20 protein-coding genes are annotated in these 21418 nt (G+C 45.0%); 11 read left to right on the top strand and 9 right to left on the bottom strand.

Going from position 1 to position 21418, the window contains the following annotated elements:
- Nucleotides 1-26: 26 nt before the first annotated feature.
- Genes Q7V21_RS08480 through gmk form a run of 3 tightly spaced genes read right to left on the bottom strand, consistent with a single transcriptional unit; the run spans nt 27 to nt 3114 of the window.
- Nucleotides 27-2147, bottom strand: coding sequence for a bifunctional (p)ppGpp synthetase/guanosine-3',5'-bis(diphosphate) 3'-pyrophosphohydrolase (locus tag Q7V21_RS08480; RefSeq protein ID WP_370654056.1), 2121 nt, complete (start codon nt 2145-2147; stop codon nt 27-29).
- A 44-nt stretch (nt 2148-2191) separates the two neighbouring features.
- Complete coding sequence (rpoZ, locus tag Q7V21_RS08475) at nt 2192-2452, bottom strand: DNA-directed RNA polymerase subunit omega (protein WP_304916869.1); 261 nt, start codon at nt 2450-2452, stop codon at nt 2192-2194.
- A 50-nt stretch (nt 2453-2502) separates the two neighbouring features.
- Nucleotides 2503-3114, bottom strand: a complete 612-nt coding sequence (gene gmk, locus Q7V21_RS08470; protein ID WP_304916868.1) for a guanylate kinase — start codon at nt 3112-3114, stop codon at nt 2503-2505.
- A 241-nt stretch (nt 3115-3355) separates the two neighbouring features.
- On the opposite strand from gmk, the gene Q7V21_RS08465 reads away from it, so the two are divergent.
- The 7 genes from Q7V21_RS08465 (at nt 3356) to Q7V21_RS08435 (ending at nt 11850) form a co-directional block, all read left to right on the top strand.
- Nucleotides 3356-4396, top strand: coding sequence for a Fe(3+) ABC transporter substrate-binding protein (locus Q7V21_RS08465; protein WP_304916867.1), 1041 nt, complete (start codon nt 3356-3358; stop codon nt 4394-4396).
- 58 nt (nt 4397-4454) lie between these two features.
- Nucleotides 4455-6113 (top strand): iron ABC transporter permease, encoded by a 1659-nt coding sequence (locus Q7V21_RS08460; protein WP_304916866.1) that lies wholly within the window; start codon nt 4455-4457, stop codon nt 6111-6113.
- Nucleotides 6103-7173 (top strand): ABC transporter ATP-binding protein, encoded by a 1071-nt coding sequence (locus tag Q7V21_RS08455; protein ID WP_304916865.1) that lies wholly within the window; start codon nt 6103-6105, stop codon nt 7171-7173. Before Q7V21_RS08460 ends, Q7V21_RS08455 begins: the two co-directional genes overlap by 11 nt.
- 130 nt (nt 7174-7303) lie before the next feature.
- Nucleotides 7304-7855, top strand: coding sequence for a VPLPA-CTERM sorting domain-containing protein (locus Q7V21_RS08450; RefSeq protein WP_304916864.1), 552 nt, complete (start codon nt 7304-7306; stop codon nt 7853-7855).
- A 234-nt stretch (nt 7856-8089) separates the two neighbouring features.
- Nucleotides 8090-8644, top strand: coding sequence for a hypothetical protein (locus Q7V21_RS08445; RefSeq protein WP_304916863.1), 555 nt, complete (start codon nt 8090-8092; stop codon nt 8642-8644).
- Between the two features lie 432 nt (nt 8645-9076).
- Nucleotides 9077-10696 carry a diguanylate cyclase domain-containing protein gene (locus Q7V21_RS08440; protein ID WP_304916862.1) on the top strand — a complete coding sequence of 540 codons (1620 nt, stop codon included), beginning with the start codon at nt 9077-9079 and terminating at the stop codon, nt 10694-10696.
- A gap of 23 nt (nt 10697-10719) precedes the next feature.
- Nucleotides 10720-11850: a hypothetical protein gene (locus Q7V21_RS08435; protein WP_304916861.1), complete on the top strand. Its 1131-nt coding sequence runs from the start codon at nt 10720-10722 to the stop codon at nt 11848-11850.
- A 25-nt stretch (nt 11851-11875) separates the two neighbouring features.
- On the opposite strand, the gene Q7V21_RS08430 is transcribed toward Q7V21_RS08435, so the two are convergent.
- Nucleotides 11876-13126 (bottom strand): OmpP1/FadL family transporter, encoded by a 1251-nt coding sequence (locus Q7V21_RS08430; RefSeq protein ID WP_304916860.1) that lies wholly within the window; start codon nt 13124-13126, stop codon nt 11876-11878.
- 135 nt (nt 13127-13261) lie between these two features.
- Complete coding sequence (locus Q7V21_RS08425; RefSeq protein WP_370654055.1) at nt 13262-14125, bottom strand: YicC/YloC family endoribonuclease; 864 nt, start codon at nt 14123-14125, stop codon at nt 13262-13264.
- 115 nt (nt 14126-14240) lie between these two features.
- Here Q7V21_RS08425 and rph point away from each other — a divergent pair, with 115 nt between their 5' ends.
- The 4 genes from rph (at nt 14241) to Q7V21_RS08405 (ending at nt 17141) form a co-directional block, all read left to right on the top strand.
- Nucleotides 14241-14957: a ribonuclease PH gene (gene rph, locus Q7V21_RS08420; RefSeq protein WP_304916859.1), complete on the top strand. Its 717-nt coding sequence runs from the start codon at nt 14241-14243 to the stop codon at nt 14955-14957.
- The gene (gene rdgB / locus Q7V21_RS08415; RefSeq protein ID WP_304916858.1) at nt 14957-15562 is read left to right on the top strand and encodes an RdgB/HAM1 family non-canonical purine NTP pyrophosphatase; all 606 of its coding nucleotides are present in this window, start codon (nt 14957-14959) and stop codon (nt 15560-15562) included. Before rph ends, rdgB begins: the two co-directional genes overlap by 1 nt.
- A gap of 81 nt (nt 15563-15643) precedes the next feature.
- Complete coding sequence (gene hemW / locus Q7V21_RS08410; protein ID WP_304916923.1) at nt 15644-16804, top strand: radical SAM family heme chaperone HemW; 1161 nt, start codon at nt 15644-15646, stop codon at nt 16802-16804.
- Nucleotides 16805-16838: 34 nt separating this feature from the next.
- Nucleotides 16839-17141, top strand: coding sequence for a hypothetical protein (locus Q7V21_RS08405; protein ID WP_304916857.1), 303 nt, complete (start codon nt 16839-16841; stop codon nt 17139-17141).
- Nucleotides 17142-17149: 8 nt separating this feature from the next.
- On the opposite strand, the gene Q7V21_RS08400 is transcribed toward Q7V21_RS08405, so the two are convergent.
- From Q7V21_RS08400 to alaC, 4 genes are read right to left on the bottom strand one after another with little or no spacing between them, the layout of a single operon-like run.
- On the bottom strand, nt 17150-17650 hold the full coding sequence (locus Q7V21_RS08400) for a hypothetical protein (RefSeq protein ID WP_304916856.1): 501 nt from the start codon (nt 17648-17650) through the stop codon (nt 17150-17152).
- Nucleotide 17651: 1 nt separating this feature from the next.
- Nucleotides 17652-18797: a threonine synthase gene (gene thrC / locus Q7V21_RS08395; RefSeq protein ID WP_069295063.1), complete on the bottom strand. Its 1146-nt coding sequence runs from the start codon at nt 18795-18797 to the stop codon at nt 17652-17654.
- Between the two features lie 40 nt (nt 18798-18837).
- Nucleotides 18838-20148: a homoserine dehydrogenase gene (locus tag Q7V21_RS08390; RefSeq protein WP_304916855.1), complete on the bottom strand. Its 1311-nt coding sequence runs from the start codon at nt 20146-20148 to the stop codon at nt 18838-18840.
- 9 nt (nt 20149-20157) lie between these two features.
- Entirely contained in the window at nt 20158-21336 is a 1179-nt protein-coding gene (alaC, locus tag Q7V21_RS08385) for an alanine transaminase (protein WP_304916854.1), read from the bottom strand.
- Between the last annotated feature and the right edge of the window lie 82 nt (nt 21337-21418).

Here is a 21418-nt window from a genome sequence, read left to right as displayed (position 1 = left end):
CGCCTTAGGACGACAGATTAAACAAATCAGTTATTAATACGGTTAATGCGTTCGACCATTTCCAATTGGCGCAGTCGACGGATAATACGTGCCAAATGCTGGCGATTGGTGACTTCGATAGTCAAGCGCAGATGGGTAAAACCACCATCACGTTCGTCAACCATTACATTGTCGATATTAGACTCGGCTTCTGAAATCACTGAAGCAATGGTTGCCAACGCACCTCGCTGGTTTTTCAGTTGCACCATCAAATCAACCGGGAAATCACGTTTGATTTCTTTGGCCCAGGCAACATCCAGCCATTTCTCATTCTGCTCACGTAAATGAGTGGTGTTTTTACAGCTGCGTTGATGAATAATAATGCCGCGCCCCGCACTGACAAAACCGTGAATCGGATCACCGGGGATCGGATGGCAGCAACGGGCAAAATTCACCACCATGCCTTCGGTACCGGCTATCAGCAGCGCTTGCGGCTCTTTATTCGGGGTTTCTTCCTGCAACAGCTTTTGAGCAACCAGTAAGGCAGAGATGTTTCCCAGCCCTAAATCGCTTAATAATTCATCAAAAGTTTCCAACTCATATTCTTTGAGCAAAGCGGTAATACGTTTGGTTGGAATATTTTCCAAGGCAGTGGAAAACGCTGTCAGGTGCTTGTTCAACAAACGCTGACCAAGCTGGATCGCTTCTTCGCCTTGCAAATTTTTGAGGTAATTACGAATGTTGGTACGAGCTTTAGGCGTCACCACAAAATTCAGCCAGGCTGGATTCGGGTGCGATGTTGGCGAAGTAATGATCTCGACGGATTGTCCGGTTTCCAGTTGTGAACTCAATGGCACCAGATGACGACCCACCCGAGCTGCAACACAGCTATTGCCGACATCGGAGTGCACTGCATAAGCAAAATCCACAGCGGTAGAACCACGCGGCAAGGTTAAAATCTCACCCCTCGGCGTAGAGACATAAATCTCATCAGGGAATAAATCGATGCGCAGATTTTCCAGAAACTCCATCGAGTCACCAGAACCTTTCTGCATTTCCAGAATGCCTTGCAACCACTGTCGGGCTTTGCGATGCGCCAAAGTATTACCGGCAGCTTCCCCTGTTTTATATAACCAGTGTGCTGCTACCCCTGCTTCGGCCAATTGATCCATATCGCGTGAACGGATTTGAACTTCTATCGGCACACCATAAGGTCCGAATAAAACCGTATGTAACGATTGATAACCATTGGCTTTGGGAATCGCAATATAGTCTTTGAACTTGCCCTGTACTGGTTTGTAAAGGTTATGTACTACTCCCAGCATTCGATAACAGGCATCGACATCATCAACAATAATACGGAAGGCATAGACGTCCATGACTTCTGAAAACGACAGCTGCTTACTGACCATTTTCTTGTAAATACTGTAGAGATTTTTTTCGCGCCCCTGAATATCGGCGCTGAGTCCTTCCTGTTCCATTCGATTGAGAATGGAGCCCGTGATCTGACTGACGATTTCCTTGCGATTGCCGCGGGCTTTACGTATAGCATCGGCCAATACACGATAACGAATCGGATACAGAACATGGAAGCCAAGATCTTCCAGTTCACAACGCATCAGATTCATCCCCAGACGTTGGGCAATTGGTGCGTATATTTCCAGAGTTTCATTGGCAATGCGGCGGCGTTTTTCAGGACGCAAATGTCCCAGAGTACGCATATTGTGCAGTCGGTCAGCCAGCTTAACGATAATGACGCGTATATCACGTGACATGGCCAGCAACATTTTTCGCAGATTTTCCGCTTGAGCATGTTGGCGTGTTTCAAACGCAGCTTGAGCCAGTTTGGTTACACCTTCAACCAGTTCAGCAACCGGTTCACCAAACTCAGCAATCACATCACGCTTGGACATCTCCGTGTCTTCAATCACGTCATGTAGCAGACCGGCCATAATGCACTCATAATCCATGTGCATCATCGCCAGTACATGTGCTACCGCTAAGGGGTGAGTGATATAGCGCTCACCACTGCGGCGAGTCTGTCCTTCATGGCATTGTTCTGCAAAATGATAGGCGCGGCGGATCGACTCGACCTGATTGGTTTCTAAGTAATTTGAGGTCGCAAAACACAGATCATCTATCGTAAGTTTGGGCTCAGACTCCTGAATGAAGTCAAGCTCAGACGCAACAGAAGGTTTTGCACTCACGATATTTAGATTTCGTTTAACAGCTCTTCGTCATTAACAATGCTTTCTGAAGCATGTTGACGAGCTGAGGTTTTAGTCAGAATAGTACGATCAACCAGACCGGCAGCAATTTCACGTAAAGCAATAACGGTAGGTTTGTCGTTATCGACCGGTACCATTGCATCATCACCCATGGCGATTTGGCGGGCGCGTTTTGCTGCAACCAGCACCAATTGAAAACGGTTATCTACATTTTCGAGGCAATCTTCAACTGTAGTACGTGCCATGATATTTTGTCCTGTGGTTAAAACATGTAATTTTACGAGAGATGCGAGGCTTAAGCCAGCAAGTCGGCCAACAAGGTACTGTAATTTGACTGCTGAACGGCCAGTTTGTGCCGACTGGCCACCACGATCGCTGTCAGACTGGCAAGTGCATGATCAAAATCGTCATTCACAATCAAATAATCAAATTCGACGTAATGTGACATTTCACTCTCGGCATCGCGCATTCTGCGCGAAATTGTCGCTTCATCATCCTGTCCACGACCTCTTAAACGTTGCTCAAGTGCCTGTTTAGAAGGTGGCAAAATAAAAATACTGCTGCTGTCCGGAAAATTTTTTCTTACTTGCTGGGCACCCTGCCAATCAATTTCCAGAATCACATCATTTCCGGCATGTAGCTGATGATGCACAGCCGCCGCAGAAGTACCGTAACTGTTATCAAATACCGTGGCAGATTCCAGAAAATCACCGGCATCACGCATTTTGCTGAACATTTCCTGGCTGACAAAAAAGTAATCTTCGGTGTCGACTTCACCTGCTCTGGCGGGTCGGGTGGTATGTGAAACAGATAACCGCACATGTGGATCCTGTTTGACCAACGCACGAACCAGACTGGTTTTCCCCGCCCCGGAAGGCGCCGCCACGATAAATAAACTTCCAGACATTTTGTTACCCTGCAGATTGCGCGGTTTCAGTTTTGAAACCTGTGTTCAGTGAATGAAAACAATACTGGTTTACGCTTTTTTGTGCCAGTTTTTTGCTTGGCTAAAAGCTGATTGTCTGTGGTTTTTCTATTGCTAATTTCCACTCCAACATAACCGTCAAAAAAATAAAAAATGTATTTGCTATTCCAAACAAAAATAAATCTCATTATCATTGCACTAATTATCAACCATGGAGTGTTCTATGCGTAAAGCAGGTATCTTTCTTAGTGTATGGCTGGGTTTAACTGTATTGCCGGTATCTGGGTGTAGTGACGATGCTCAACAAGAGATTAAAGAGGTTAATCTGTACTCTGCACGTATCGAATCTTTAATCAAACCGTTATTGGATGAATTTACTGAAGAAACTGGTATTAAGGTCAATCTGGTTACCGGTAATGCAGATGAATTATTGCAACGCCTACAAAACGAAGGTCGCAATACACCTGCCGATATTTTGTTGACTACCGATGCAGGTCGTCTGCACCGTGCGATGGAAGTGGATTTGGTTCAGCCTGTTCAATCCGATATTTTGATGCAGCGCATTCCAGCTTCATATCGTCATCCTGATGGCTATTGGTTTGGCTTATCACTGCGTGCCCGTCCAATAATGTACGTCAAAGATCGCGTTGATCCTGCTGAACTTTCGACTTATGAAGCATTGGTCGAACCGCGTTGGAACAACAGGATCTGTGTTCGTTCATCCAGCAATGTTTATAACCAGTCAATGGTTGCATCAATGATTGTGGCTAATGGCGAAGCAGCAACTGAAGAATGGGCAAAAGGACTGGTTGCCAACTTCGCACGCTCTCCTCAAGGTGGTGACCGTGATCAAATAAGTGCTGCTGCGGCTGGTCAATGCGATATCGTCATTGCCAACACGTATTATCTTGCAGGCATGCTGACTAGCAACGATCCGAAAGAAAGAGAAGCGGCAGAGAAAATTGGTGTTTTCTGGCCAAATCAAAATGATCGCGGTGTTCACATTAATGTCTCTGGAGCCGCCGTTATCAAAGATGCCAAAAATCAAGAAAATGCGATTAAGTTGATTGAGTTCCTCAGTAATGATGCTTCGCAAAAATGGTATGCAGAAACCAATGGGGAATATCCGGTACGAGCCGATATCGAAAAAGGCGAGCTGCTGGAGCAATGGGGTGATTTCCTGGCCGATCCATTGGATATGGATAAATTAGGCGAATTTAATGCCGATGCATTGCGTTTGATGGATCGTGCAGGTTGGCAATAAGGGCTTCCTTGCGTAAAGTTGGCAGTTTTGTCAGATTAACTGCCAACTTTACAATTCCATGTTATCAATAAATCAGTATCGTCCTTATCCACTGTTCATTCTGCTATTGGCACTTATCTTGTCAATGCCGGTGGTAGTGGTTTTGGCACATGTTTTTGTGCCGAGCGGCGATATCTGGCAGCACTTAAGCACCACCGTTCTTCCCGACTATATCCGTAATTCATTGTTACTGATGTTAGGCGTTTCCATCGGTACGCTACTTATCGGTGTCACCGCCGCCTGGCTAACGACGATGTGTCAATTTCCCGGCCGCAGTATCTTTGAATGGGCATTATTACTGCCCATGGCCATGCCAGCCTATATCATTGCCTATACCTATACTGGCATGCTGGATATCTCGGGTCCGGTGCAAATGACTTTGCGAGATTGGTTTGGCTGGCAATATGGTGATTACTGGTTTCCCCAAATTCGATCTTTGAATGGCGCAGTCGTCATGTTGACCCTGGTGCTTTATCCATATGTTTATCTGTTGAGCCGTGCTGCCTTTCTGAATCAATCTATCTGTGTTTTGGATGTCAGCCGTACCTTAGGCAATGGACCGTGGAAAACATTCTGGCGTGTTGCGCTGCCGTTGGCCCGTCCAGCAATCATTGCCGGTTTATCTTTAGCCTTGATGGAAACTCTGGCAGATTATGGCACCGTACAATTCTTTGGTGTCAGCACTTTTACTACCGGTATTTTCCGGACCTGGTTTGGTATGGGCAGTGCCGCTGCAGCAGCCCAACTAGCCGCTGGCCTAATGGTATTTGTATTTGCTTTGATCATTCTGGAACGTTATTCCCGCCGGAAAGCTCGCTATCACCACACCAGCCGTCGTCATCAGGATCTGCGCCGTTTTCAGTTAACAGGTAGTCGTGCTGTTCTGGCATTCGTGTTTTGTTTAGTCATTCTCAGTCTGGGCTTTTTATTACCGGCATTGCAATTGCTGAGCTGGACCATCCATGTGGCAGAGGCCGTCATTGATGCCCAGTTTATGCGATTACTGATGAACAGCCTTTCACTGGCGGCATTTGCTGCAGCATTGGCGTTAATATTGGCTATTGTTATGGCCTATGCCCAACGATTGTATCCCGGCAAATTAGTCAGTGGCGCTGTGCGTGTTGCAGGTATGGGCTATGCTGTTCCAGGTGCTGTGATTGCGGTTGGGGTGATGATTCCGTTTGCCTGGATTGATAATACAATCGATGATCTTGCCCGTAGCCATTTTGATTATTCCACCGGATTATTACTGAGCGGAACGTTAGTTGCCGTGACCTTTGCTTATCTGACACGATTCCTCGCAGTGTCATTACAAACTGTTGACAGTGGTTTGACACGTATTACGCATTCGATGGACGAAGCCGGACGCTCCTTTGGTTTCCGGCCATTGCAAATCCTCAGACAAATCCACATACCGATGTTAAGTGCTTCATTGATGACGGCCCTGCTGCTGGTGTTTGTCGATGTATTAAAAGAATTACCTGCCACACTTATTTTGCGGCCGTTCAATTTCAATACATTGGCAGTAAAAGCTTATGAACTGGCATCAGACGAACGATTGGCCGAAGCCGCTCCGGCAGCGTTGGCCATTGTGATTGCCGGAATTATTCCGGTAATTCTGTTAAGTAAAACCATAACCCGTTCACGCAAGCTAAAATTGGCTATTGATGAAAACTGATAACCCCATGCAAATTCCACAATTACAAGTCGACAATATCAGTATTGGCTATGCCGACAAAACTGTCGTAGAAGGTGTTTCATTTCAATTAAAGCAAGGCGAAATCGCGTGTTTATTGGGGCCTTCTGGATGCGGTAAAACCTCTGTGTTACGTGCTATTGCCGGTTTTGAACCAATAATTGAGGGCAACATTAAACTGCAAGGCAAAACCGTCAGTTCCTCGGCGATGTTTTTGCCTCCTGAAAAACGTCATATTGGAATGGTATTTCAAGATTTTGCGTTATTTCCACACCTGACGGTAGCGAAAAATATTGGTTTTGGCCTGCAAAAACTGTCTCGTAAACAACGACAGCAACGGGTTGAAGAATTGCTCGAACTGGTCGGGCTAACCGATGCCAAAAACCAATATCCCCATCAACTTTCCGGTGGGCAGCAACAACGTGTAGCGTTGGCAAGAGCAATGGCTCCACGTCCGGATATTCTGTTGCTGGATGAACCTTTCTCCAGTATGGATACTGAATTACGCGAACAGCTTGCCAGAGAAGTACGGGATTTACTGCGCCAGGATGGCGTAACAGCCATTATGGTGACCCATGATCAACATGAAGCATTTGTTATGGCCGATCAGATTGGGGTGTTGGGTCAAGGTAAATTACTGCAGTGGGGTAATGGCTACGATTTATATCATCATCCAAGCAGCCGTTTTGTAGCTGACTTTATCGGGCAAGGTGTACTGATTCCAGGTGAAATCATTGCGGATAATAAGATCCATACTGAGCTTGGACTTGTCAGCGGTAAAATAACCTCACCTGCCGCTTCCGGTCAGCAGGTAAATTTATTATTACGTCCGGATGACATTATTCATGATGATAATAGTCCACTAAAAGCCGAAATTGTCGCCAGAGCTTTCCGCGGTGCGGTGTATCTCTACACATTAAAGCTGCAAAGCGGTCAAAAAATTCTCTGTCTGGTGCAAAGTCATCATCAACATGAGATTGGTGAATTCTTAGGCATACGACTGGAAGCAGACCATTTAGCTGTGTTTTCTGACCATTCCTGAATACCTATAGGAAAATATCCTAAGAAAATGCGGGAAGTAGTACCAAGGTACTATAGCAATCGCCTGCAATATCTATAAATTATGCGCTGTAAGTCACAAAAACCTAAATTACTTAAAGGCGCTAATCTGTATGACAAAAACCACCCTGATCAAAACATTGTTGTTGTTTGTAACAGCTTCATTAAGCTTCACTGTTAATGCGGCATCATTAGATTTGACCGGTACCGTGAACTATAACGCCAATGGCTTTAAGGGAACGGTTTCTCAGGTTCAAAATATCAATGATTTTCTACCAGGGGCTTTTGAAGGTTTTTACGTTGCTAAACCCAATCCAAATGCTATGAGTGCAGCACATGTGCAAACTGCTTTAACAGCAGCTGGCTCAAGTTTTGTGGTAACTGACTTTTTCAAAATTGATAGTCCTGTGACTAACAGCTTAAATACCTCTTCATTAGGTTTGTCATTTACTGGCTTTTTAATGAAATACGGCACCACAACTTTGATCGGTTTATTCAGCTCTCCTATTTCAAGCTTGGATTTTCTGACTCATGATGGTAAAGATGTTTCACATATCGCCTATTTCAATACTTCAGTTTCTGAAGTTCCATTACCTGCGGCATTATGGTTATTTGCGCCAGCTTTAATGGGATTTTTGGGCTTTAGACGCCGTATGACAAAATAAAATTTAACGCCTTAAAACAAAAAAAGCCGTGTTTATCACGGCTTTTTTTTTGCGTATATGCAGTGACCTTTAATCTCTATCTAAGTTAAGTTTGCTGGCAGCCAACATTTCATAGGAATTTTTCCCACAAAAAGTCGGGAATTAGTACCAAAGTACAATATGAATGCTTGTATCAGCGGCCTAGATTATGAGACGTAGTTCACAATAACTCTAAAAACCAATGGGGGGCAACTTATGAATAACTACATTAAATCGCTACTAATGGCAGGTTTGGCAACCCTGTCCTTTGCCGTCAACGCAGCAACCATAACACTTATCGATCCGCAAAATTATTTAACTCCTGAAGGCCCTCCCGGTAACACTGGAACGATATCTACCATAGTAAATATCAATGACTTTATGCCCGGTGCTTCAAAAGGTTATTTAATCGAAGGTGCTATTCCTAATGCAGTGGATGCCAATCAACTGCAAACCGCATTGGATGCAGCAGGTTCAGGTATTACAGTTTCTGGTTTTACTAAAATTGAACCACCTCCTGTCGGCAACGTCTTTGACTCCTTTTCGCTGGGAGTGGCGTTCCAGGGATTTTTAATCAAATATGCAACCTTCACTATGGTTGGCTTATTTGATTCACCAATCTCTCAATTGAGTTATGTAACACATACCGGTCAGGATGTATCACATATTGCTTATTTCAATCCCTCTGCAGTTCCGCTACCCGCAGCATTGTGGTTATTTGCTCCAGTTCTGATGGGATTTCTGGGTTTCAGACGTCGTTTAGCTAAATAGTGCATTTCTCAACAATTAAAAAGCCGTGTATACCACGGCTTTTTTTTGTCCGTACTTAACCCAGAGAATTATTGTTATTTCCAACGGATAATTATTCTAAAAACTTCCATCAATAGCGAGCAGCTTATTTGGTAATTGAGCATTAAGCTTGGTTTGAATAAACGTTAAATCTGTAAAAAAATCGATATAAAAACAAGCTGTTGTTAATTTTTTTCATTATTTTTTACACACTTCAATGCCATCAACAACAAACTTTCCAGCCACTAAACAAAACTGAATAGTAAAAATGTAACTTGGGGCGCAGAATATCAGCGACAGCCTTGTTACATTAGCATCTGAATTGTGGTAAATTCCTTGCAGTTTATATTGAATAAAAATAATAGCTAAATATATGAATATATTGACATTTACTGGACTAGTGAATAACGGGACATGATACGATTTCGGCAATTTGCTGCGGAATGTTCTCACTATTTATTCCTAAGCGTATTGTGGCTATTGCTCTTTCTTGCGCCTAATCCCAGTTTTGCCCAGCAACAATTTGTCGGTCAGTGGTATGAAGTTAAAGCCGATTGGCGTTTCCCTGATCCTCCATTTAAAACCATTGATGCCCCATTTTTAACGGGTGGACATTTTGTTTTTCGTTCCTTTTTTGATATTACCGATACTGATGAAACGATTGTTATTGATTTTAAAAATGCCAGTGTTTTAGGTCGTTTTCATCACTACATTTCCGATTCAACCGGCAAAGTTGTTGCTGAAGCGCGCGGCGGCATTGAATCGGACTCAAAAAATACCTTTTTTCTGCGTCATGGGCGTGAATTCAGCTTGCCTCCGGGGCAATATCAACTGACAACAGAGTTGGTTTCTACTTATTTCATCGCTGAACCCCAACCCTATTGGGATTCACTCTCCCATTACCGGGAGGCCATAAAATTGGGCACGGTAATCACTCTGGTCAGTATGGGCATACTGATAAGTCTGGGAGTGTATTACGCTATTCTGGCTTATGTCAGAAGACGTACCACTGAAACCATGTACGCCATCTTTATCTGGATGAACGTGATCTTTAACGGGACCAGCCTGCTCATTACCCCAGATCTATTTAATCTCAATTGGTTTTACCTTGCTGGCGCTCCTATTTTATTAAGCAACTTTGCCTATCTGTTATTTGCCAAGCATTTATTACAAATCCGAGCCAGTACGCACCCCAGACTACATAATCTGGCAAAACTGATTTTGACGAGTATGGCTGTGTTGCTTGTCGTGGCGATATTCAATAAACATCTGATATTGGAATGTGCCCGCTATGGTGTCGGATTAATGATGGTATATGGATTAATTGCCGCGCTGGTACGTGCTTTTGAAGGTTATAAAATCGCCTATTTTTATCTGGTCGCAATTGCTGCATTTTTTATGATTGGCTCTTATGCAATATCCAGCAAGGATTTAGTCGGTATTTATACCATCTATATCGAACATATCGGGCTGCTGGCCGTCACGGTTGAAGTATTACTGATAGGTCTTGTATTGGGTTATCAGTTTGCCGAGATTTACCGCGAAAAAGAAAACAATCTGGCTTTGATTCAGCATAGTTTACAAATTGCTCATCATGACGCCTTAACTGGTCTGCCCAATCGTTATGCATTAGACCTTACTCTGGAAAAACTCCCTTCCAACGGCATGATAACGTTGTTAGATATGGATAATCTGAAGGTCTATAACGATACCTATGGGCACCAGAAAGGTGACGAAATGTTACAAATGTTTGCCAATATCCTTTCCACAAAATTAGGCAAACTCGGTGTATTACATCGAATGGGTGGAGATGAGTTTGCTATTACCAGTGAAAGTCTTGCATACGCTGAAAAAATCAAACAGGTAATTGCTGAAACCATTGACTATATGCAACAGAATGGTTTTGAAAAAGCCGGTGTCAGTTATGGTTCCGCTTACATGATGGAGACACTGAATATTGAGGATCTGCGAATGCTGGCAGATGAACGAATGTATCAACATAAACGTAGAAATAATAACCCGCAGTGGGCCTAAAACAACTTTAAGAAAGGACTCTTATGCAAAAATTTATTCTTCCGATATTACTGGCTCTACTACTACCATTACTAGCCAGTTGGTTTGCCTATCCTGAGACGCATTTGCCACCTGATTTTGGCGTGTTCCCACCCCAATATGTAGCTGATGCGCCAGGTTTTAATCTCACGGTATTTTGTATCATTGCTTTGGCTGAACTGGTGATTATCGCCTTGTATTTTATTCCGGCTTTATTTGGCTTCAAAAAAGTTACCCCTGATCCTCGAGCAAAAACGGTAGCCCTGCCTGTCTGGTTCTGGGTGGGCTTAGCGGTGACTTTATTCTTTTGGTGGCTGATGTGGAGCCGGGAAACCATATTCGGTGATCTTGTCTATTATGCTTTTACCCCGATGTGGTGGGGATTTATCTTTGTGCTGGATGGTTTGGTCTATCGTTATTCCAACAGACAATCGCTGTTTGCCAGCAAACCTAAAACCTTTCTGATAACGGCCATCGTTTCACTGGTTGGCTGGTATTTATTCGAATATTTTAATTATTTTGCCTTGGGGAACTGGTATTACCCCAACAGCACCATGCCTGAGCTTTCCCATCAAACAATGGTACTTATTTTCCTGTTGGCCTATACCACCGTCTGGCCAGCCATTTTCCAATGGTACACATTATTAAACACCTGCCCTCGCCTGGTCAGCCGCTTTGCTAATGGTCCTAAACTCAGCCTGAATGGCAATCTGTTAATTCTGGCTGGATTGGTATTATTAACATTAATGGTGTTCTGGCCCTACCCATTGTTCTGGGTATTATGGATTGGACCATTACTGGTATTTTCAGGCGTATTAATTCGTGCCAATATCTGGTCACCATTTACCGCGATGGCCGAAGGGAACTGGTCACCTGCCTTATTAATGGCGCTTTCAGCTATGTTGAATGGTTTTTTCTGGGAGTTCTGGAATTACGGCAGTGCTCATCCTGTTGAGCCGGTGACTAACCCAAATTATTGGGTTTACGATATTCCCTATATCAATGTGATCCACATATTTTCAGAGATGCCACTGCTGGGATATATGGGCTATATGCCTTTCGGCATATTAGCCTGGGTCATCTTTATCTGGGCCGGTAAAGTGTTTGGTTTTAATTCCGATTTGGTCAATAAATAATCTGCGATCTGAAATGGTCAGTAGCCTACCATTGTCTACTGACCATCATATGTAACCAAACGGCCTCGTTACGTAGTTGAGCATCATTACCAAACGGAAGCTCTGGATTGGTGTAATCCACCTTTTTACGAAAATCGTATTCAATACCGCTGAATAGAGTCCATTCCGAGTTAAGTTTGTAACTGCCACCAAAAGTAAGATGGTGATCAAAGATACCGGCAACCACCGGATTGGTATGCTCTTTGGGTATCGGGTTTTTACCGTAGTTATAACCTGCATACAAAGTCATTTTCTCGGTGTATCGATAGGCCATACCGGTAGCAAACACTAATTGGTTGTTCCAGTTCATGGCCGATGTGCTATTGATATCAGGTAAGGCCGAATTATTCGGATTGCTGGCTTTTAACACGTTTTGTTTCATCGCATCAGACCAGTTTATCCAGTTTATCTTTAGCGACAGCAACAACTTATCATTCATTTGATAAGCAGCACCCACACCGATTTCTTCAGGTAAAGCCAGCCCCTTCAGAGTGACATTATCGTATTTAACAACGCCCATGCCCGCGCCGGTCATATTGAGTTTCAGCTTACCATCGGTTAAAGGCAGTTCCGTTTTACCGGTATAAGTCGCGGCTAACGTGAGTTTGGGAGTTGCCTGATATTGAATACCCAGTTTAAAACTGGTGCGTAGGCTGCTGGCATCTTCGATTTCAATGCCTGCAAATGTCGGCGGCACTGAGGTATCCGCAAAAATCTTTTGTTCCGCCTGCGCATAGACCAGACCAAAACTGCCCCCTACAGACCATTTATCATTTACTTTACAGCCCAAACCCGCCGTCAGTTTTGCTACGGCAAATAAACCTGAATACTCATCCTCTGTGCCAAAAGCGGTTTGCAACTTTTCAAACACACCACCTGATCCACCTTGTGCAAACAGCCCAAGTCCAGCAGTACACGGCATATTTTCCAGTTTTTGGGCATAACCCATACCACCCAGACCGGTGTAAAGGTTGCTGGCGTGTCGATCATTTCCAAATTGATCTTCATGTGAAAGATCAGTGATCCGTAATAAGGAACCGTAAAGATCGAACTGTTTGCTTTGAATTTGAGTAAGCCCCGCGGGATTAGTATTGAGTGCACTGGTATCGCGAGCAACGGCAATATCCGCTCCGGCCATTAATGTCGATTCAGCGCCAAAACCAATCAGATTGATACCGTTTGTTGCATGGCTGGCACCGGCAAAAAGTCCCAGAGAGCAGAGTATTATTTTTTTCATTTTTGCTCTTAATATAGGTGCTCTTTCAATCATCCATGTAGAGCGCTTGTTAACACAGAACCTCATCTTGTATGTTCCGGTGATAGCGTTAACTAGCGGCAGAAACACAAGTGTCTTTAATTGTTAGTCAGAATATTACTCAATATTCTGGATCTGCTCTCGCATCTGTTCTATCAGTACTTTCAGATCGACTGAATAACGGGTGGTGTCGGTATCAATCGATTTAGAACCCAAAGTATTGGCTTCGCGGTTAAGCTCCTGCATCAGGAAATCCAATCGACGACCAACCGGCTCATCACGTTGTAAAACACGTTTAACTTCATCAACATGACTCTGCAGACGATCCAGCTCTTCGGCCACATCACTTTTCTGGGCAATCAATACAATTTCTTGTTCCAGCCGCTCGGCATCCAAAGTCACTTCAAGCTCTGCAGCTTTTTGTGCCAGACGCTGACGTTGTTGTTCAAGGATCTCCGGCATGCGAAGTTTTACGGCTTCTGCGATTTGTAAAATCTCATCGCAACGCTGCAAAATCATCTCTGCCAGGGCTTGCCCTTCTCGCTCTCTGCCACTGATAAAATCGGCCAAAACAATTTCCAGCGCATCCACAGATTGTTGTTTCAATGTCGCTAAATCAACTTGTTCAGTATCAGCGACTCCTGGCCACTGTAATAATCGTAGCGGATCAATCGGCAAAGGCTGCTTGGTCATTTGGGTTAATTGTTCACAGGCGTTGAGAACGGATTGGGCGAGATTTTCGTTAATGTGCAACGCAGTTTGCTGCTGAGAAGGATGATAGCGCAGACTGGCTTCAATCTTTCCACGAGCCATTCGTTCGGCAAACATCTTGCGGATATCCATTTCTAAAGGTCGAAACGTTTCTTCTAGCCGCAATGCGAGTTCTAAATAACGATGATTAACCGATCGGATCTCCCATATCAGGGTACCGAGTTCAGTCACTTGTTCATGGCGGGCAAAGGCGGTCATGCTTCGTATCACGATGTTTTTCCTATAGCGGTCGAGCGCCTATGGTAACGAAAACTGAACGTAAAAAGCACGCGGCAATTGGGTGGCATCAGTATAATCATCGTATTTTTAAGTTAAGGAAGTGCAGATGCGTCCAAGTGGCCGACAACCCGATCAACTCCGTGAGATCACTATCACCCGCAATTACACAAAACATGCGGAAGGCTCCGTTTTGGTCGAGTTTGGCGACACCAAAGTATTATGCACCGCCTCGGTTGAAGAGCGAATTCCACCTTTTCTACGTGGGATGGGCGAAGGCTGGATCACCGCTGAATATGGCATGTTGCCTCGCTCGACCGGTACACGTATGCAACGTGAATCTGCCCGCGGTAAACAAGGTGGTCGCACTATGGAAATCCAGCGTTTGATTGGACGTTCTCTCCGCGCAGCGATTGATTTAAAAGCCTTGGGTGAGCGCACTATTACTATTGACTGTGATGTGATTCAGGCTGATGGAGGCACACGTACTGCTTCCATTACCGGTGCCTTTGTTGCGTTACACGATGCAATTGATTATTTGATAAAAAAACGCAAAATCAAGAAAAGCCCATTACATGGTCAGGTAGCTTCTGTTTCTGTCGGTATTCACAATGGTACGGCAGTGCTGGATCTGGATTATGCTGAAGATTCTACGGCCGAAACAGATATGAATGTTGTCATGAATGATGCCGGAGCTTATATTGAGTTACAGGGCACTGCAGAGGGTCATGCCTTTCGGGCTGACGAGTTGCAATCCATGTTAGATCTGGCGGCTAAAGGAATTGAACAGCTGATGATTAAACAACGTGAAGCTTTGGCAAACTGATGTCAAAAATCGTTCTGGCCAGCGGCAATATTGGCAAACTGCGTGAGTTATCGCAAATTCTCAGTCCATTAGGATTGGAGCTGATTGCACAATCCGATTTGAACGTTCCTGAGGCTGAGGAAACCGGCCTCAGTTTCGTTGAAAATGCCATTATTAAGGCACGAAATGCAGCGTTAATCAGTGGCTTACCAGCTATTGCCGATGATTCCGGTATTGAAGTGGATGCATTGCATGGCGCTCCCGGTATTTATTCATCACGCTATGCCGGTCCAGATGCTTCTGATACCGATAATATCCAAGCCTTACTTACCGCGATGAAAGACGTTCCGGAGAACGAACGCACAGCCCGTTTTCAATGTGTGGTGGTGTTTATGCGGCATGCTGAAGATCCAACCCCACTGATTTGTCAGGGCAGTTGGCACGGGCAAATCCTGCAATCGCCCATCGGCGATGAAGGTTTTGGATATGATCCGGTTTTCTGGGTATCCGAAACTGACTGTACTGCAGCAGAGCTGTCCCCTGAACAGAAACATGCGATTAGTCATCGAGGCAAAGCCATGCGTCAGTTTATGGAAGAGTTTAAATACACTCGCCATCAACCTTAAAAAGTTAGCTGGTGTTAAACCTACATTCAATTCGCGAGTCAGTCAGCCTTGCAGACTAAAATCATCAAGGCTGATGCCGCCGTGTTCGACTTCACCGGATTACCGCCACTCAGCCTGTACATTCATGTGCCGTGGTGTGTGCGTAAATGTCCATATTGCGACTTTAATTCACATCAGGCCGGTGATGAGATCCCTGAAAAAACCTATATCGATGCATTGATCCGGGATCTCGAACAGGATCTGCCACTGGTCTGGGGACGCAGTATTCAAACCATCTTTATCGGTGGCGGTACTCCAAGTCTGTTTAGCGCAGAAGGATATGATCGTTTATTTTCCGCCTTGCGAGCCCTATTGCCTATTCGCGCCGATGCAGAGATTACCCTGGAAGCCAATCCCGGTACCTTTGAAGCCGCTAAGTTCACTGATTATCGTGCGGTGGGCATTAATCGTTTATCGATTGGCATTCAAAGCTTTAATGGTGACTCATTAATCGCCTTGGGCCGTATTCACGATGGTAAACAAGCCATTCGGGCTGCAGAGATCGCCCACCATGCCGGCTTTGATAATTTTAATCTGGATCTGATGTTTGGCCTGCCCAATCAAACGGCAGAACTCGCCAGGAAAGATGTGGAAACCGCTATCGCGCTCGAACCAACACATATTTCCTATTACCAACTGACCATTGAGCCCAATACTTTTTTTCATCAATCGCCGCCCCAATTACCGGATGATGAGCCGATTTATGACTGGCAGATTGCCAATCAGCAACGGCTTGCCGAAGCAGGTTATCTGCAATATGAGATCTCGGCCTATGCCAAAAAAGGCTGTCAGAGCCGCCACAATCTCAACTACTGGCAGTTTGGGGATTATTTGGGCATTGGTGCCGGTGCACATGGAAAACTCACCAGCGCCGCCACACAATCGATTGAACGACTGGTCAAACAAAAGCAACCTCAAGCCTATTTGAATCTGGTCAGCACACCGCAACGTATTCTGAAACAAGAACAGGTTGGCATTAAAGAAATCGGTTTTGAGTTTATGCTAAATGCCTTACGGCTAACCGATGGTTTTGCTACACCGTTGTTTATGCAACATTGCGGCGTGCCATTAGCGACCATAAAAAATCAACTGGCTGAAGCCGAAGAGCGCGGCTTGATTGATTATTCGGTTGAATGGATTCGACCTACAGAATTAGGTCTACGTTATTTAAACAGTTTGATTGAACTATTTTTGCCAGAATAATATGCTGGCGCAGGTTTTTGAGGGAGTCATCATCATGTTGAAACGCTATTTTATGGCTGCCGGGCTAACCTTATGTATGGCAATGCCTTTACAGGCCGATGTGTTATCTATCGCCGAACCAACCTATAACACGCCCAATTCCGAGTCTGGAGTGCTACGCCCAACCCGAGGCATGTCCATGTCACAGGTGGAACAGAAGTTTGGCAAAGCAGAACAACAATATGCGGCCAAAGGCACACCACCAATTACCCGCTGGCAATATTCACAGTTTGATGTGTACTTTGAAAATCAGCTGGTGATTCATTCCGTGGTTCGTCGCGAACCTGCCCAGCCATAAAACCCAGCTTAAGACTCGCCCAGAAAACGTCGCTTCGCCCATGCCGGTAAGGTGCCTACCCGGGCGTGGTTGAGTGAATCCATTTCAATGACGATCAATATCAACACACTGACCAAAGTCGGTAAAAAGCTTAATCCGCCAACAAAAGCAAATGCGGCTTCTTTCATCAAGCCAAGGTAGGTATAACTTAACCAACCAAGCACTGCGATAGTTACCACTACCGATAAGACTATGGCAAAGAAAAAGCTCCAGCGACGGGCAATCTGCCAATGAATATAGACAAACTCACTGTCTTCACGCTTGATCCGGCTGGAACGAATAAACGTATAGCCTAAAAACAAAAATGATAACAACGGCACCAACACGATAAACTCAAAATAACTCTTACCGGTCGCGGCAATCGCGGTAAACAGCAAGATATGGTTTGCAATCAGATTGGTTAAAAAAATGTCGTGCGGCATTCTTGCCGCCGACCTTTCCTGATCCTGTGGTGCCGTCATTTCAGTCATATTATCTGGCCAAGTTGTTAATAATCGCCTCGCGTACTGAGTCCAATGTAGCACTTACTGTAATAACAGGTGAGGTGCTTTGTTTAATTGCAATGTCCGGATCTTTAAGGCCATGGCCGGTGAGCGTGCATACCACGGTACTACCTTCAGGGATCTTACCGGTTTTAATATCACGTAAAGCACCTGCCAGCGAGGTGGCTGATGCGGGTTCGCAGAAAATACCTTCTTTTTCTGCCAGCAATTTTTGCGCAGCCAGAATTTCATCATCAGAACATTCATCAAACCAGCCGTGAGATTCTTCTTTCACTTTCCAGGCCATATCCCAGCTTTGCGGATGACCGATGCGAATCGCGGTGGCAACAGTTTCAGGATCATCCACCATAGCACCACGCATAAAAGGAGCACTGCCAGCAGCTTGATACCCCACCATTTTCGGACGGTTACCAACAATAGCTCCACCAGCATATTTGCAATGACCATGACAGAAAGCACAAGCTTCCGTCACGTGTTCACCGCAACCCGAAGAATATTCACAATAGCCAATCCAGTGCGCTGTAATATTACCGGCATTACCTACTGGCAAGCAGTGATAATCCGGTGCACGGCCTAATTCTTCAACAATTTCGAAGGCGGCCGTTTTTTGACCTTGCAAACGGTATGGGTTAATTGAGTTTACGATGGTCACAGGTGCATGTTCAGCGACTTCTTTTACCAACTGCATACCTTCATCAAAGTTACCTTTGATTTGGATGACAACAGCATTGTGCATCATCGCTTGTGCCAATTTACCTTGGGCAATTTTACCGTCAGGAATAATAACAAATGCAGTGATACCAGCACGTGCTGCATAAGCAGCAGCAGCAGCGGAAGTGTTACCAGTTGAAGCACAAATAATCGCTTTACTACCATCTTCAACAGCTTTGGTCACCGCCATGGTCATGCCACGATCTTTAAATGAACCTGTCGGGTTCAGACCTTCATATTTGACGTAAATATCAACATCCTTGCCAATCAGTTTAGGGATGTTATTCAGCTTCAATAGTGGAGTGTTACCTTCACCAAGGCTTATCAGACGAGTGTCGTCATTGACCGGCAAACGGTCACGATAGCGTTCAATCAGGCCAGTGTAACGTGGACGAAATGACATAAAGTTTCCTCTTTAATTCTTTCTTTAACGGGCGTATCAATCAGCCCAGCGTTTCCATGCGAATACGCATGATCGCATCTTTAACGGTATCCAATGCTTCAATTTGAGCAATAGCTTCATCCATATTTTTCTCAACCACCGGCTGGGTCAACATGATAATCGGCACTGTGCCCTCTTCTTCTTCCGGTTGTTTTTGCAAAATCGCTTCAATATTGATGTCCTGCTCGCTGAAAATCCGCGTAATGTCGGCTAACACGCCCGGTTTATCTTCCGTGTTGATTCGCAGATAGTAAGAGGTAATCACCTCAGACATCGGCAGTATCGGGGTGTCTTTCAATGAATCAGGCTGGAAAGCCAGATGCGGTACACGGTTTTCCGGATCAGTAGTCAGCGCACGAACAATATCAACAATATCAGCTACTACCGCTGAAGCGGTCGGTTCAGCGCCAGCACCAGCACCGTAGTATAGGGTTGGCCCAACCGCATCGCCTTTCACCACCACAGCATTCATCACACCATTCACATTGGCAATCAGACGACGTTTTGGAATTAATGTCGGATGGACTCGCAGTTCAACACCTTGTGGTGTTTTCTTGGCAATGCCCAGATGTTTAATGTGATAGCCCAATTCTTCTGCGTACTGCACATCTTCTTGGGAAATTTTGCTGATACCTTCGGTATAGGCTTTATAAAACTGTAACGGAATACCAAAGGCAATTGAGGCCATGATAGTCAGCTTATGCGCCGCATCAATGCCTTCTACGTCAAATGTCGGATCGGCTTCGGCATAACCCAAAGCCTGAGCTTCGGCCAGCACATCAGCAAAGTTACGGCCTTTATCACGCATCTCGGTCAGGATAAAGTTGCCCGTTCCGTTAATAATGCCTGCCAGCCATTCAATCCGGTTTGCTGCAAGTCCTTCGCGGATGGCTTTAATAATTGGAATACCACCAGCAACCGCTGCTTCAAAGGCAATGGTGACGCCTTTTTCCTGCGCCTTGGCAAATAGCTCGTTACCATGCATTGCAATTAATGCTTTGTTCGCAGTAACAACGTGTTTGCCATTCTCAATGGCCTGCATGACTAAATCACGGGCGATTCCTGTGCCACCAATCAGTTCAACAACAATCTGAATTTCCGGATCATTAACGACTGAAAACGCATCATCAGTTAAATTAATACCCGTTAGATCACAAGTTTTAGGTGAATCCAGGTTTTTATCCGCTGCACGCGTAATTTCAATACCACGGCCAGCGCGACGGCTAATTTCTTTTGAATTTCGCTTTAAAACACTGACAGTACCACTACCAACAGTGCCTAAGCCAAGAATACCAATTTTGACTGATTGCACTTTTGCCCCCTACCCTTTTTTCATCATGTCGCGGATACCACGGATTGCCTGCCGGGTACGGTGCTGATTTTCAATCAGTCCGAAACGTACGTATTCATCGCCGTACTCACCAAAACCGATTCCTGGTGATACCGCGACTTTGGCTTCTTTAAGCAATTTTTTACTAAATTCCAACGAACCCATTTCTCGGAACTGTTCCGGGATTTTGGCCCAGACAAACATGGTCGCTTTTGGCTTCTCAACCGGCCAGCCAATGGCATTTAACCCATCGCATAACACATCACGACGTTGTTTATAGGTTTCCACGATCTCTGCCACACATTCCTGAGGACCTTCCAGTGCGGTAATCGCCGCCACCTGAATCGGCGTAAACATACCGTAATCCAGGTAGGACTTCATGCGTGCCAGAGCAGCTACCAATGTTGGATTGCCCGACATAAAACCTACTCGCCACCCCGGCATATTGTAGGTTTTAGATAAAGTATAAAACTCGACTGCGACGTCAATTGCACCAGGGATCTGCAAAATTGATGGTGCTTTATAACCATCAAATGTGATCTCACCATACGCCAGATCGTGAACCACCCAAATCTGGTGTTCTTTAGCAAAATCCACTACGCGCTGAAAGAAATCCAGTTCAACACATTGAGTAGTTGGATTGCCGGGGAAATTCAGCACCAGCATTTTGGGTTTAGGCCAGGAATCTTTGACAGACTTTTCCAGCTCGGCAAAAAAATCGACATCAGGTGTTAACGGCACATGACGGATATCCGCTCCGGCAATAACAAAACCATACGGATGGATAGGATAAGCCGGGTTAGGCACTAATACCGCATCGCCAGGGCCAACAGTTGCCATGGCTAAATGCGCCAAGCCTTCTTTGGAACCAATGGTAACGATGGTTTCAGAATCAGGATCAAGAGTCACATCGTATTTACGCTTGTACCAGTCGCAGATGGCTTTACGTAAACGCGGAATACCTCTGGAAACTGAGTATCGGTGGGTATCAGGACGCTGGGCCGCTTCGACTAATTTTTCCACAATGTGCGCAGGTGCCGGTTTATCCGGATTTCCCATGCCAAAGTCGATAATATCTTCGCCGCGCGCACGCGCTTTTGCCTTCAAATCGTTTACAATGTTGAAAACGTATGGCGGAAGACGTTTGATTCTAGGAAATTCGTCGTTCAACTGAGCACCTGCTATTAGCTAAAACGGTTGGCAAACCAAGCAAAATAACTGAAAATCATTCACACTTCAAATTGATTTATTA

This window comes from Methylophaga sp., assembly GCF_030651745.1.
The sequence above is the reverse complement of the archived record's forward strand: the minus strand, read 5'-3'. Positions and strand labels throughout refer to the sequence as shown.

Bases quoted from the DNA above. Each gene is read 5' to 3' on its own strand.
- rpoZ (WP_304916869.1), bottom strand. From the start codon at position 2,452: ATGGCACGTACTACAGTTGAAGATTGCCTCGAAAATGTAGATAACCGT.
- gmk (WP_304916868.1), bottom strand. From the start codon at position 3,114: ATGTCTGGAAGTTTATTTATCGTGGCGGCGCCTTCCGGGGCGGGGAAA.
- Q7V21_RS08465 (WP_304916867.1), top strand. From the start codon at position 3,356: ATGCGTAAAGCAGGTATCTTTCTTAGTGTATGGCTGGGTTTAACTGTA.
- Q7V21_RS08460 (WP_304916866.1), top strand. From the start codon at position 4,455: ATGTTATCAATAAATCAGTATCGTCCTTATCCACTGTTCATTCTGCTA.
- Q7V21_RS08455 (WP_304916865.1), top strand. From the start codon at position 6,103: ATGAAAACTGATAACCCCATGCAAATTCCACAATTACAAGTCGACAAT.
- Q7V21_RS08450 (WP_304916864.1), top strand. From the start codon at position 7,304: ATGACAAAAACCACCCTGATCAAAACATTGTTGTTGTTTGTAACAGCT.
- Q7V21_RS08445 (WP_304916863.1), top strand. From the start codon at position 8,090: ATGAATAACTACATTAAATCGCTACTAATGGCAGGTTTGGCAACCCTG.
- Q7V21_RS08440 (WP_304916862.1), top strand. From the start codon at position 9,077: ATGATACGATTTCGGCAATTTGCTGCGGAATGTTCTCACTATTTATTC.
- Q7V21_RS08435 (WP_304916861.1), top strand. From the start codon at position 10,720: ATGCAAAAATTTATTCTTCCGATATTACTGGCTCTACTACTACCATTA.
- Q7V21_RS08430 (WP_304916860.1), bottom strand. From the start codon at position 13,126: ATGAAAAAAATAATACTCTGCTCTCTGGGACTTTTTGCCGGTGCCAGC.
- rph (WP_304916859.1), top strand. From the start codon at position 14,241: ATGCGTCCAAGTGGCCGACAACCCGATCAACTCCGTGAGATCACTATC.
- rdgB (WP_304916858.1), top strand. From the start codon at position 14,957: ATGTCAAAAATCGTTCTGGCCAGCGGCAATATTGGCAAACTGCGTGAG.
- Q7V21_RS08405 (WP_304916857.1), top strand. From the start codon at position 16,839: ATGTTGAAACGCTATTTTATGGCTGCCGGGCTAACCTTATGTATGGCA.
- Q7V21_RS08400 (WP_304916856.1), bottom strand. From the start codon at position 17,650: ATGACTGAAATGACGGCACCACAGGATCAGGAAAGGTCGGCGGCAAGA.
- thrC (WP_069295063.1), bottom strand. From the start codon at position 18,797: ATGTCATTTCGTCCACGTTACACTGGCCTGATTGAACGCTATCGTGAC.